The sequence below is a fragment of the Haloactinopolyspora alba genome (assembly GCF_003014555.1).
In the GTDB taxonomy this organism is placed as follows: domain Bacteria; phylum Actinomycetota; class Actinomycetes; order Jiangellales; family Jiangellaceae; genus Haloactinopolyspora; species Haloactinopolyspora alba.
This window is the reverse complement of record NZ_PYGE01000009.1, coordinates 195,693-206,316: the sequence shown is the minus strand read 5'-3', so window position 1 is coordinate 206,316 and position 10,624 is coordinate 195,693. Positions and strand designations below refer to the sequence as shown.

Here is a 10,624-nt window from a genome sequence, read left to right as displayed (position 1 = left end):
CGCCGTCAGCTCCGTCAGCTCACCGTCGGCGGACATCGTGACGTTCCCGGCCACGCTGCGGATCTCGGCCGCTTTCAGGTCGATCGTGAACCGCTCGCCGTCTTTGCCGATCGCCGACGTGGCGGAGCCGGCGTCGAACTCCCACCGGGCGTGATTGCCGAGGTCTCCACCTCGGCCGAGGTAGAACGACAGGTCCGACACCCGGGTGAAGTCGTCCACGGTCAGCGTGAGCCGGACGAACTTCCCGCCGATGAACTGCGCGGCGAACGTGTCGTCGAGAGTGAACGCGATAACACCGCTGCCGCCGGTGACGACCTGACCGGACATGGCCAGATCCACCGGCGCGTCCACGACCGGGGTGGCGCGGTAGAAGTTCGGCACGCCCGGCGTGAACTCGTAGTCATCGAGGACGAACCCGGCCGCGCTGAGGGCGACCGGCGCGCCGCCACGCACCGGCTCCCACCGGATCTGGTCGGTGGAGCGCTCCACGATCGCGGCCGACTCCGGGATGCTCTCTCCGGTGATGCGCACCCGGGACAGGTCGTCGAGGTAGTTCAGCGTCAACGCCATCAGGCCACCCCCGTCCCGGCGAGCGTCTTGTTCTTGACCGCCTTGTCGTGGCGCCGCAGCTTCATCTCGACGACCTTCGTGATGCCCTCGCCGAGGTCGATCGTCCCGACGACGCTGAACTCGTCCGGCAGGTCGCGATCACGCTCGCGCACCTGGTTCGCGGGCGTGACCTTCTCGCCCGCCTGCAGGATCGCGAGGGCCTCCTGGCCGGGCGAGCCGGGCACGATGCCGCCGGAGTGCAGCCGCGGGATGTTGGGCGTGTCCAGCGACCAGCCGCCGATGGTGAAACCGCCGCCGGGCAGTGGCCCGTTCCAGTCACCGTCAACGGACGGGATCGACAGCGAGAAGCCGTTCCAGCCGTCGATGATCGTGTTGATGGCGCCCTTGAAGGCATCGGTGATGCCGTCCCACATGCCGCTCACGGCGTTGGAGATCTTGCCGGGGAGGCCGGACAGGAACGAGATGACGCCGTTCCACATGTCCTTGATCCACCCGGTGATGCCGCCCCAGTTGCGGATGATGATGCCCAGCGGGCTGAACCTCAGGAAGATGTCCTTGATCCACCCGACGGCCGTGCCGATGAACCCGACGACCTTGTCCCAGAGCCCTTTCAGCCAGTTCCACACCGCCCCGAAGATCCGCTTCGTGACGGCCCACACCTTGTCCCAGTTCTTGATGATCAGCGCGACCAGGCCGACGACGGCGGCGATGACGAGCGCGATCGGGCCCATGGCGATCAACCATGCCGCGGCGACCTTCGCCGCGTGCACCAGAGACTTCGCGCCGAGCACGGCCCAGGCGGCGACCTGACGCCCGGACGAGACCACCATCGTCTTCGCGGTGCCGGCGGCGCGGGTCGCGACGGTCTTCAGTGACGGGATCAGGAAGTTGTACATACCGCTGGCGAGGTCACCGACACCCATACCCAGCGTCAGCAACCCTCCAGACAGATCACCCTTCATGACCTGCGACAGGCCCTTGCCCGTGTCAGTGACACCGGTCAAGGTGTCGCGGAAGCCCATCGCCTTCGTGTCGACGTTGTCGGCGGCCTCACCGACCCGGTCGAACGAGCTGGACGTACTGTCGCCCATCTCCCGCGAGGCCGAGCCGACGTCGTCGGACATCGTCTTCGCGGACGCGCCGACGTTCTCGAACGACCGTTCCAGCTTGTCGGAGTCGCCGGCGAACGTGAGGGTGACCTGGTTGGCCTGCCGTGCCATCAGTCGACCTCCACCCCGGCGCGGCGCGCCACATCGATCAGGGACCTGTTCATGACCTGCTGAAACTCGCCGCTGTCCCGCTTCTTGAAGTAGGACTTGTAGAGATAGCGGCCTTTCTTTCGGAACGGCCGCTTCACCGACCCCGCCGGCCCCACAGCGCCACCGAAGTCCAGCCACGGGTAGTACGGCGCCTTGGTCGCGCCGCCGGCGACCCGCGCCTGCGTGCGCGTCGACTTGGCTTTCAGGGTGCGCGCCGCCCGCCCGCTACGACGCGGGATGCGGGGAGTGGCGTCGTCGACGACCACGTCGGCAGCCTCGTTGAACGCGATCCGCACCGCCTTCGGCAGCTCCCGGTCGAGGGTGCGCAGGTTCTTGACGAACTCCGACAGGCCCTCGACCTTGATCGCCTCGGTAGCCATGTCAGCCCCACAACAAGGTGCCGCCGGTGATGAGCGCCGTGACGACAGCGGCGAACGCGGTCAGCGCGGCGAGGAGCATCTTCCAGGTGACGACACCATTGAGCCGGTCCTCGATGCGGCTGAGCCGGTCAACGATCATCTGGATTTCGGTAGGGCTCATGACCGCCTCCCGTCCTGCTTCAGCCGTTCCATCTCTTCGCGCTGCGCCTTGCGGGCGTAGTACGCACCCCAGCGGACGAACTCGTCATTGCTCATCTCGTGGCGGAGGCGGCCCACCGTCATCGACAGCTTCTGCGCCAGGAACATCTCGAACTCCAGACCCGGCACCGTCGCCAGCGCCTTCACCGCCGCTTTTGGACGCGTCGTCACCCATCCCGGACAGGTCACGGATCTTCTGCGTCACCGGTTCCAGCTCGCCGGCCGGCGACGCCATCTGCCACCGCCCGGCCTCGGCCACGGTCAGTGCCGGGTCGACCATGCCGGCGGCGAGCATCCGTCGCTCGAGGTCGGCGGTGTTGTCGGCTTTCTGCGCGGCGAGCACCTCGTCACGCGACAGGCCACGCACCCGCACCGTCCCGAGGCCAGGCACCTCGACCTCGCCTTCCGGGAGCCGTGCCTTGAAGAGGAGTTCCTTGTCCATGGCGATCAGACCTGCGGCGTCGTGTCGATGGTGCCGGACAGTTGCAGCTCCGCCGACCAGGTCACCATGTCCGCGACAGGGTTCGTCTCGACGTAGTTCGTGACGAGCACCTGCACCGTGTCCTGCGGCAGCCCGGAGCCGGCGCCCTCGGGCTGGCGGACCAGCTCCACCACGGTGCCCACGAGCGGCTCGACGACGGCACGCGGACCGGTGTCGGCCGTGTTGTCGTAGATCCCGGACATCGTGGCGGTGCCGTTCTTCAGCCCGCCCTCGAAGACGTGCGCGTCGTTGCCGTACGTGGTGACGTCGTGCGAGTCGGCCGAGCGGGTCAGCTCGCTGTTGTTGGTGTACGCCGACAGGTCGTCCCCGCCCAGCGTGATCACCGTGTTCTTGCCATGGACGAACGCCATCAGCTACTCCCTTGTCCTGTGATGTCGAGGTCGAACGTCGCGGCCACGTAATCGACGTTGCTGATGCGGATGACATCGAACTCCGCGCTCATCACCCGCACTGTGTCCATCGCGGTGTAGGTGCCGGCCTCGACGGTCTGCTTGATCGACCGGGCCCCGAACCCGTTCGCGTACGCGGCGAGGTGGTCCCGAGACGCCCTGTCGGACTGCCGCCCCACCACCAGCACCACCGGCAGCGTCAGCCGGTCCATACCGCGGCCGTAGGTCTCATCGAACGTGAGCGTGTCCGGGTAGGCGACGATCGCCGCCGGCGGTGTGATCGAGTCCGCCGGGTACGGCCACACCTTCAACCCGGTGATGGTGTCCAACCGGGCACCGATCTCGTCCATGACGCTGTTGAGGTTCATGCCGCGCCCCACCACCTGACGTACGGCGACAGCGCGACCGCCACGTCCGGATCGACCCGGGCGAGCAGCCGCATCTCCGAACCCGTCTCCGGAGACCCGGCGACCCCGAACGGCGCGTTACGCCGCGTGAAGAACCTCGACGCCTGCAACAAGGTCGCTTGCTTCACCGCATCGGGCACCGTCGTCCAGCCCCACAGCGCGCTCACGGTGACCTCGTCCTCACCACTGGTGAGGGTCTCGGTCGACAGCGTGCGCAGGACGAGCCGTGTGTACGGGCGGCTCTCCTTCTTGGCGTTGACCGGTTCCAGCGCGTACGAGTCGACGGCCGCGCCGTCGGCGGTCTGCACGGTCAGGCCGGTGGTGTCCTGCACGTCGTCGATCTCGACCAGCCACCGGCAGCGCCGGCGGTCCCACTCCGCGGCGTACGTGCGTTCCTCGGCGGTGTCGACCTTCCCGAACTGGCGGTTCGTGCGGTTGTCGACCGCCCGGGAGGCAGCGGAGACGGCCAGAGCGAGCTCGACGTCGTCCTCGGAGTCGTTGAAGCGCATGTAGTCGCGCAGCTCCACCGCCGTGACGTAGTCCTCTGCCCAGGCCATCTCCGCACCTCCTTCCGGTTACTCGTTCTTCGACTCGCTCGGGCTGTCGACCTCGCCGGCCCGGGCAGCGATCTCCGCCTTGACCTTGGCGAGGTCGGCCTCGAGCTTGGCCTTGCGTGCTGCCAGCTGCTTGATCGTCGCCATGATCAGGTCGCGTTCGCGGCCAGCAGCGTGTACGCGGGCCGGTTCTGGATGTTCCCGTCGGCCCGTTCCCATGCCGTGTACTCGACCTGCCCGGAGTTCGCCGAGCTGTACGGGTTGACCACGACGGCGAGGTTCGACACGCGCCGGATCACGTACGCCTCGGGCAGGTCACCGAGCACCGCCCAGTGCGACGACAGCGTGTTGTGGTTCGGGAACGCCTGGTCGATGACGACCGGGTAGCCGAGCAGCATCCGAGACGGCGCACCGCCCATGCCGGACTGCGCGGACTCCCACACCAGCGGCCGGCCCTGAGCGTCGGTGACGCCGCGGATCGCGTTCCACGACGACTTGTTCATCGCCCAGGCCGCGGTCTGCTCGTACGCCGGGTCGAGCGCGGTCTCGAGGTCGAGCAGGTCCTGATACGTGATCGCGTTGCCCGCGGCCAGGGTGTGGTCCGCCGTGAGGCCGGCGTGGGCGATGCCGAACGGCAGCGTCGTGCCGGCGCCGGTCACCCAGTCCTTCGCCTGCTTGCGGGCGATGCGGGTGCCGAGCTTGCGCGCCACCAGTCCGGCGATGTCGAACGCGGAGTCTTGCAGCAGCTCGACGGACACCTTGAGCGGCTGGTTGTTCGCGCCCGCGCTGGTGTACTTGTACGCGCCGAGCTTGACGGTGCCGAACTCGAGGTCGGCGCCGCCGGTGATGGCTGTGTTCTCGGCGGTGATGGTGCCCTCGTTGCCGGTGTCGTCGAGCGACGGGTAGTCGATCGGGTTGCCGGTCTCGGTGGGGAACGACTCGACCGCTGCGGCCAGGCCGCCGTAAGCCTTCATCACGTCGACGAGCTTCTGCCGGAACCCGTCGGGGACGGTGAACCCACCGTCGGCCCCGGCGCCGGTGCCCTGCGCGTTCGTCACCCGCAGATCGGCCAGATCCTGGGTCGGCTGGCCGGTGCGCAGGTAGTTCTCGAACGCCTTCTCCAGGCCGTCGTCTTCCTTCGCCGGCGCCGCATGCACGGCGGCGTGTACCTGGGCGTTCTCCGGGGCCGGGGCCTTGTACTGGTTCTGCCGCTGCCGAACCTGGTGGGTGCGCTCCTCGGCCAGCTTCGCCTCGAGCGCCTCGTACTGCTTGACCTCGTCGTCGGTCATCGTGCGACCGTCCGCGCCGTCGATGATGTTCTGCATCGCGGCGAGGAGCTCCTCGATGTTCATACCGGTTCCTCTCGGAGTGAGGGTGTTCCACGCCGCGGCGTGAATCGTGCGGCCTCCCCGGCTGTTCGCCGGGGCGGGTTCGGGGGTGGTGTCGTTGGCGATCCGGTCGGCCAGCCCGGCCGCGACGGCCTGCTCGGCGGAGAACCACGTCTCTGCGCGCATCCGGTCGCGCCATTCGGAGACCTCGCCGCCGGCCCGGTCGGCGTAGATCTCCGCGATCGTGTCGGACATGCCGTCCAGCAGCTCGGCCATCTCCAACATGTCGGCGGCGTTACCGATGACCAGCCCGGACGCGTCGTGGATCATGAGCTTGGCCGGCTTCTCCACCGCGATCGTGTCGCCGGACATGGCGACAAACGACGCCGCCGACGCGGCGATCCCGTCGACGTGCACGTCCACCGTGGACGGGTGGTTCAGCAGCGCCGAATAGATCGCGACGCCGTCGAACACCAGCCCGCCGGGGCTGTTGATGTGCAGGTCGATCGCCGGCGCGGTGATGTCACGCAGGGCGCGGGTGAACGACGTCGCGTCCGAGTCGTCCCACTCGTCGCCGATGACGCCGTAGATGTACAGCTCGGCGCGGTCGCCGTCGGCGTTGGTGATCTTGTACCAGTCGCCGGTGCTGTTGTTCTGCGGCTGATGCTTGCGCACCAGGGTGCGGCCACGGTCGGCCAGCTGCTGAAGCTTGTCCACGTTCACGCCGGTACCTCCTGCGGCTGGCCATTCGGGGCCGGGGCGGCGGCAGGAGCAGCCGCGGTCCGCAGCTCGTCCCCGCCGTCGATCGGTGGCATGTTGCGGATCCGGCGCGCCTCGTTCGGCGTCATCAGCCCCGCTTGCACTTGCTGGATCAGCAGGGCGATCTCCTGCTCGGGCGTCGGGCGTTCCAGCCCGGCGAAGTCGAACTCGCTGAACAACGGGGTCTGCAGCAGCCGCGACACGCGCTGCTCGATCCGGCTCGTCCAGCCTGCGAGGGTGAACCGAGCGAGGCCGCGGTTCTGCTCGGCGACACCGGTACCCCACGAGGTCTGCTTCTCGGTCTGCATCAGCAGGTGCGGCGGAACGCCCGTCCAGCGGGAGATTTCCTCGACCTGGAACTGCCGCGACTGAAGGAACTGCGCGTCCTCGGCGGACATCGTCCAGGGAGTGAACTTCAGGTTCCGGTTCACGAACGCGATGTCACCGGCGTTCTCCCACCCGGACATCCGCCGGTTCAGCCCCGCCTTGATGTCCTTCGCCTCTTCCTCGTCGACGTCCTCCTCCGGCGTCACCAGGCCGGAGAGCATCGCACCGTTGGAGAACGTGCGCCCCGCGGCGCGATCCCCGGCGATGGTCGTGCCGAACGAGTTGCGGCCGTACCTGATGACCGACATCCCGTGCACGCCGTCCAGCGACAAGCCGAGGATCTTCGTCATGGTCGCCGGGGTGAACTGGCGCTGCGTCCCGTCGACGAGGGTGACCGTCCATCTCGGCTGAGACGCACCCAGGTCCCCGACGCCGCGGGTCTGCGGTTCCTCCGTGACGGCCAGAGGGTGGATGGGTACCGCGCCGATGACCGCACCGGCGTTGTTGAACAGGTGCGCGAGGTACGTGACGCCGTGCAGCATCAGGTGCGCGACGATCGTCTCTTTCCACTCGAACGGGGTCTGCCCGTTCGGCCCAGCCGGCTCGTCCAGCCACGACGACACCCGCTGACGCTGCCCGTCCGCGGTGTCGCGCAGCGTCCGCAGCGGCAGGCCGGCGATCGTGCCGGCCACCAGCGACACCGCCCGCCACATCGCCGGGATGCCCAGCACGGAGCCCTCGTCGACGTTCACACCCGCGTACGTCGGGGACACGCCGAAGTAGGCCGCCAGCACCGGGTCACTGATCGAGACGTGCTCGTCCGTGACGTCGGTGCGCGAACCGCGCCTCCACGGCAACTGCATGTCTAAAGCATACATTCTTGGTGGGGATAGTATGTATTCATGTTGGCCGACGCCGTCCGAGCCGCCGTGGCCGCCATCGACACCAAGGCCACCGACACCGCGGCCGTCGAGCTGGCCATCGCCTACGCAGCGGAAATCGACGAGGGCGGAGACCTCACCAAGCTCGGGCCGGCGCTGGCCACCGCCCTCGACGCTCTCCTGCTGACACCACGAGCACGGGCAGCAGCCGTGAAGGGAGGCAGCAGCGATGGCGGCACCGGAAGCGTCCTCGACGAACTCCGCGAGCGTCGAGCCGGTCGGCAGCGTGACGCCGAGACTGTGGACGGCGCCGCTACGTGAGCTGACCCCCGCTACCAGCTACGGCTTCGACGTCATCGACTTCGCCCGCGACGTCCTCGAAACACCCCTCGACCCCTGGGAAGAGTGGGTCGCGGTCCACGTCGGTGAATTGCTGCCCGACGGACGCCCCCGGTTCCGCACCGCGCTCATCCTCGTCGCCCGCCAGAACGGCAAGACTCTGCTGGCGAAGACACTCGCGCTGTACTGGATGTTCGTCGATCAGGTGCCGCTCGTGCTCGGCACCTCGACGAACCGCGACTATGCCCGCGCCGTCTGGCGGGAGTTGTGCGACGTCGCCACCGGCAATCCGATGCTCGCCGCCGAACTCGGCCCCAAGCCGATCTGGTCGCAGACTGGCTCCGAAGAATTGATCACCGGCGCCGGAGCCAGGTACAAGTTCGCCGCGACCAACAGACGCGCCGGCCGTTCACTGACCGTGCACCGGCTCCTGCTCGACGAGGTCCGCGAACACCACGGCTTCGAGACGTGGAACGCCGCCACCAACGCGATGAATGCCGTACCCGACGGGCAGACCATCGCCATCAGTAACCAGGGCGACAACGAGTCCGTCGTCCTCGACTCCCTGCGACTACCCGCCCTCGAACACATCGAGACCGGCCGCGGCGACGCCCGACTCGGACTCTTCGAGTATTCCGCGCCACCCGGTGCCGACCCCGAAGACGTCCACGCGCTCGCCCAGGCGAACCCCAACCTCGGGCACCGCATCGACCCCGACGCGCTGCTCGGTGCCGCCATGCGCGCCAAGGCTGCCGGCGGGCAGGAACTCGCCGGGTTCCGCACCGAAGTCATGTGCCAGCGTGTGCACCTACTCGACCCCGCCGTCGACCCCGACGCGTGGGAGACGGGCGGCACCGACGAGCCCATCGACCTCGCCCAGTACCGGCGCCAAGTCGCGCTGTGCGTCGACGTGTCCCTCGACGGCACCCACGCCAGCCTCATCGCAGCCGCCGTCATCGACGACAAGACGCACGTCGAAGTCATCAAGGCGTGGGACGGTGCCGGATGCACCAAGCAGCTACGTGCCGACCTGCCCGACATCGTCGCCAAGGTCAAGCCACGCGCACTCGGCTGGTTCCCAGCCGGACCCGCCGCAGCCGTCGCCGCCGACCTCGCCGATCGCGGGCACCGCGGCTGGCCACCGAGGCGCGTCCGGGTCGACGAGATCCGCGGCGAGGTCACCCAGGTGTGCATGGGCCTGGCTGACGCCGTCCTGTCCGGCGAGATCGTCCACCCGCGAGACGACATGCTCACCGCCCACGTCAACGCCGCGCAACGACTCTGGCGCGGTGACGCCTGGGTGTTCGCCCGCAAGGGCAGCACGCCGATCGACGGGACCTACGCCGTCGCCGGAGCCACCCACCTCGCCCGCACACTGCCGCCCGCACCCTCACCCGTCACGGTCGTCTGACCAGCACCGACACCGCCGGCGCCGGGCACAGAAAAAACACTTACGGCGGGTGTTGCGTCGTCGCAGGTCACAGACTTTTCGACCATGGTCGGCGCGTTTGTGCAGGTCATGGCGTTGTCGTCACCAGCTCGACACGCGGCGCGGCTGCGGCGACCGCTTGCCGGGCTGCCCCGCCTTGAGGTTGCACTCGCGATGCGCGGCCTGGAGGTAACGAGGATCGTCGCCCGCCACCTCACGCTCCAGCGTGTGATGCACCTGCGCCGACATGGGATCAGGGTGGCGCAGCATCGGGTCGATGGATAGCTCGCAGAGCTGGCATACCCACGCGTCCCGGGTGAGCACGTATTGCCGCAGCCTGCGCCACGCTGGGGTGGAGCCCTTGGCCCATGCCTTGGACATGGGCTACTCCTGGCGCGTGGCCCGGTTCGGGACCCTCGCCGTCACGCCCAGCGCGCCCAGCACGCCGAGCGCGGCTCGTAGCTCACCACTGTGCAACCTGCCCCATAGCTCGGCGGACCTCTCATGCAGATTGTACGGCTGATACAGCCTACGGTTGTAAAGACGATGCCCCGGCCCTATTCGGGTGGGCCGGGGCATCGTTGTTGCGTGGGTCAGGCGCGCATCCGCTTCTCGTGTGCCTGGCGCACCATGACCATCGCCCGGCCGCAGTGCTTCATGCAGAGCACGATCTCGCCCTCGGGGTCGAGCGCCTCCTCGGTGCACTGCTCGCCGTTCCGGCGGAGATACCTGCACTGCTCATGCGCGGCGCTCACAGTGCCCCGCCGATCAGCACGGCGATGGCCACAGCGACGACGCAGAACGCGATGCCGGCGAGCATGCCGACCCAGAACTCAGCCCGGTCGATGTCCCGGCGGACCTCTCCGGCGAGCTGCACGGTGTGCTGGTCGCGCTCAGACAGCTCGAAGGCGGGCGGGGCATCAGGGGTGCTCGGTGAGCGAGCACCCCTGGGCGGCCGATCCTCGATGATGCGGATGAGGTTGTCCAGCTGGCCGAGGATGTCGCGCTGAATCGCGGAGACGTCGGCGAGGGTGCGCTGGTCCCGGCGCGGCGGTTCGGCTGCGATGTCGTCGAGCATCTCGATGCTGGGCGTAGTGGCCGAATTGATGTCCGCCTCGGGGACATTGAGGGTCGGCTCGGGCGACCACACCGGATCGACGACGTACATGTCGAAGTCGGTGTCGGCGGCCTGACGGACGATCGTGGCCGCCCCGCAGTAACCCTGGATCCAGACGACGACCTTGTCGCCGATCTCGTACTTGCGACCGGCGGCCGCCTCGGTGCTCTCTTCCGTTCCCATGG

General features: G+C 68.4%; 15 protein-coding genes and 1 pseudogene. 2 read left to right on the top strand and 14 right to left on the bottom strand.

Annotation, left to right across the window (positions count from 1 at the left end; genetic code table 11):
- From CLV30_RS14210 to CLV30_RS14170, 11 genes and pseudogenes are all read right to left on the bottom strand, one after another.
- Positions 1–570 (bottom strand): annotated as a pseudogene (locus CLV30_RS14210) (hypothetical protein); the annotation flags it as partial.
- A complete protein-coding gene (locus CLV30_RS14205; RefSeq protein WP_106537868.1) occupies positions 570–1,790 on the bottom strand; it encodes a phage tail tape measure protein in 1,221 nt (406 codons plus the stop codon). The pseudogene CLV30_RS14210 and the gene CLV30_RS14205, both read right to left, overlap by 1 nt.
- Complete coding sequence (locus tag CLV30_RS14200; RefSeq protein ID WP_106537867.1) at positions 1,790–2,209, bottom strand: HK97 gp10 family phage protein; 420 nt, start codon at positions 2,207–2,209, stop codon at positions 1,790–1,792. Before CLV30_RS14200 ends, CLV30_RS14205 begins: the two co-directional genes overlap by 1 nt.
- 1 nt (position 2,210) lies before the next feature.
- The gene (locus tag CLV30_RS26480) at positions 2,211–2,369 is read right to left on the bottom strand and encodes a hypothetical protein (RefSeq protein WP_165358633.1); all 159 of its coding nucleotides are present in this window, start codon (positions 2,367–2,369) and stop codon (positions 2,211–2,213) included.
- An 84-nt stretch (positions 2,370–2,453) separates the two neighbouring features.
- Entirely contained in the window at positions 2,454–2,849 is a 396-nt protein-coding gene (locus tag CLV30_RS14195; RefSeq protein WP_106537866.1) for a hypothetical protein, read from the bottom strand.
- 5 nt (positions 2,850–2,854) lie between these two features.
- Entirely contained in the window at positions 2,855–3,259 is a 405-nt protein-coding gene (locus tag CLV30_RS14190; protein ID WP_106537865.1) for a hypothetical protein, read from the bottom strand.
- Positions 3,259–3,666 (bottom strand): hypothetical protein, encoded by a 408-nt coding sequence (locus CLV30_RS14185; protein ID WP_106537892.1) that lies wholly within the window; start codon positions 3,664–3,666, stop codon positions 3,259–3,261. Before CLV30_RS14185 ends, CLV30_RS14190 begins: the two co-directional genes overlap by 1 nt.
- The gene (locus CLV30_RS14180; protein WP_106537864.1) at positions 3,663–4,262 is read right to left on the bottom strand and encodes a head-tail connector protein; all 600 of its coding nucleotides are present in this window, start codon (positions 4,260–4,262) and stop codon (positions 3,663–3,665) included. The genes CLV30_RS14185 and CLV30_RS14180 overlap by 4 nt, the downstream gene beginning before the upstream one ends.
- A gap of 18 nt (positions 4,263–4,280) precedes the next feature.
- Complete coding sequence (locus tag CLV30_RS27560; protein WP_276320008.1) at positions 4,281–4,406, bottom strand: hypothetical protein; 126 nt, start codon at positions 4,404–4,406, stop codon at positions 4,281–4,283.
- Between the two features lie 2 nt (positions 4,407–4,408).
- Positions 4,409–6,310, bottom strand: coding sequence for a phage major capsid protein (locus CLV30_RS14175; RefSeq protein ID WP_106537863.1), 1,902 nt, complete (start codon positions 6,308–6,310; stop codon positions 4,409–4,411).
- Positions 6,307–7,536, bottom strand: coding sequence for a phage portal protein (locus CLV30_RS14170; protein ID WP_106537862.1), 1,230 nt, complete (start codon positions 7,534–7,536; stop codon positions 6,307–6,309). The genes CLV30_RS14175 and CLV30_RS14170 overlap by 4 nt, the downstream gene beginning before the upstream one ends.
- Before the next feature lie 39 nt (positions 7,537–7,575).
- On the opposite strand from CLV30_RS14170, the gene CLV30_RS14165 reads away from it, so the two are divergent.
- Together CLV30_RS14165 and CLV30_RS14160 are read left to right on the top strand one after the other, a co-directional pair.
- Complete coding sequence (locus CLV30_RS14165) at positions 7,576–7,875, top strand: terminase small subunit (protein ID WP_106537861.1); 300 nt, start codon at positions 7,576–7,578, stop codon at positions 7,873–7,875.
- Positions 7,841–9,304 carry a hypothetical protein gene (locus tag CLV30_RS14160; RefSeq protein WP_205740869.1) on the top strand — a complete coding sequence of 488 codons (1,464 nt, stop codon included), beginning with the start codon at positions 7,841–7,843 and terminating at the stop codon, positions 9,302–9,304. The genes CLV30_RS14165 and CLV30_RS14160 overlap by 35 nt, the downstream gene beginning before the upstream one ends.
- Before the next feature lie 120 nt (positions 9,305–9,424).
- Here CLV30_RS14160 and CLV30_RS26005 read toward each other — a convergent pair whose 3' ends face one another.
- The 3 genes from CLV30_RS26005 to CLV30_RS14155 all read right to left on the bottom strand — a co-directional run bounded on the left by CLV30_RS26005 (position 9,425) and on the right by CLV30_RS14155 (position 10,622).
- Positions 9,425–9,703 carry a hypothetical protein gene (locus CLV30_RS26005; RefSeq protein ID WP_129711021.1) on the bottom strand — a complete coding sequence of 93 codons (279 nt, stop codon included), beginning with the start codon at positions 9,701–9,703 and terminating at the stop codon, positions 9,425–9,427.
- 212 nt (positions 9,704–9,915) lie between these two features.
- Complete coding sequence (locus CLV30_RS26475) at positions 9,916–10,077, bottom strand: hypothetical protein (protein WP_165358632.1); 162 nt, start codon at positions 10,075–10,077, stop codon at positions 9,916–9,918.
- The gene (locus tag CLV30_RS14155) at positions 10,074–10,622 is read right to left on the bottom strand and encodes a hypothetical protein (RefSeq protein WP_106537859.1); all 549 of its coding nucleotides are present in this window, start codon (positions 10,620–10,622) and stop codon (positions 10,074–10,076) included. Before CLV30_RS14155 ends, CLV30_RS26475 begins: the two co-directional genes overlap by 4 nt.
- Between the last annotated feature and the right edge of the window lie 2 nt (positions 10,623–10,624).

Excerpts from the sequence above, each read along its gene's own strand:
- CLV30_RS26005 (WP_129711021.1), bottom strand. The coding sequence starts at position 9,703 with ATGTCCAAGGCATGGGCCAAGGGCTCCACCCCAGCGTGGCGCAGGCTG.
- CLV30_RS14165 (WP_106537861.1), top strand. The coding sequence starts at position 7,576 with ATGTTGGCCGACGCCGTCCGAGCCGCCGTGGCCGCCATCGACACCAAG.
- CLV30_RS14180 (WP_106537864.1), bottom strand. The coding sequence starts at position 4,262 with ATGGCCTGGGCAGAGGACTACGTCACGGCGGTGGAGCTGCGCGACTAC.
- CLV30_RS14185 (WP_106537892.1), bottom strand. The coding sequence starts at position 3,666 with ATGAACCTCAACAGCGTCATGGACGAGATCGGTGCCCGGTTGGACACC.
- CLV30_RS14155 (WP_106537859.1), bottom strand. The coding sequence starts at position 10,622 with ATGGGAACGGAAGAGAGCACCGAGGCGGCCGCCGGTCGCAAGTACGAG.
- CLV30_RS14205 (WP_106537868.1), bottom strand. The coding sequence starts at position 1,790 with ATGGCACGGCAGGCCAACCAGGTCACCCTCACGTTCGCCGGCGACTCC.
- CLV30_RS14170 (WP_106537862.1), bottom strand. The coding sequence starts at position 7,536 with ATGCAGTTGCCGTGGAGGCGCGGTTCGCGCACCGACGTCACGGACGAG.
- CLV30_RS27560 (WP_276320008.1), bottom strand. The coding sequence starts at position 4,406 with ATGGCGACGATCAAGCAGCTGGCAGCACGCAAGGCCAAGCTCGAGGCC.
- CLV30_RS14200 (WP_106537867.1), bottom strand. The coding sequence starts at position 2,209 with ATGGCTACCGAGGCGATCAAGGTCGAGGGCCTGTCGGAGTTCGTCAAG.
- CLV30_RS26480 (WP_165358633.1), bottom strand. The coding sequence starts at position 2,369 with ATGAGCCCTACCGAAATCCAGATGATCGTTGACCGGCTCAGCCGCATC.
- CLV30_RS14190 (WP_106537865.1), bottom strand. The coding sequence starts at position 3,259 with ATGGCGTTCGTCCATGGCAAGAACACGGTGATCACGCTGGGCGGGGAC.
- CLV30_RS14195 (WP_106537866.1), bottom strand. The coding sequence starts at position 2,849 with ATGGACAAGGAACTCCTCTTCAAGGCACGGCTCCCGGAAGGCGAGGTC.